This is a genomic window from Pedobacter glucosidilyticus (assembly GCF_002483235.1).
Taxonomy (GTDB): Bacteria; Bacteroidota; Bacteroidia; order Sphingobacteriales; family Sphingobacteriaceae; genus Pseudopedobacter; species Pseudopedobacter glucosidilyticum_B.
Window position 1 is genome coordinate 83,599 of record NZ_DLHN01000034.1, and the last position, 207, is coordinate 83,805.

Sequence of the window (207 nt, forward strand, 5' to 3'; positions counted from 1 at the left end):
GGAGCAAAAGGCGATAAGGGTGACCAAGGTGATGTAGGTCCACAAGGTATTCAAGGTGAGAAAGGTGATACAGGCGCACAAGGTATAGCTGGTGTAAAGGGCGATAAAGGAGACCAAGGCGAAGCAGGCCCGAAAGGCGATACCGGAGCACAAGGTCCAACAGGACTAACCGGAGCAACAGGAGCACAAGGTATAGCCGGAGCAAAA

The 207-nt window shown here is 52.7% G+C and carries 1 pseudogene; it reads left to right on the forward strand.

Annotated features, from left to right (window positions below):
* A pseudogene (locus tag B2745_RS14515) lies at positions 1–207 on the forward strand (hypothetical protein); the annotation flags it as partial.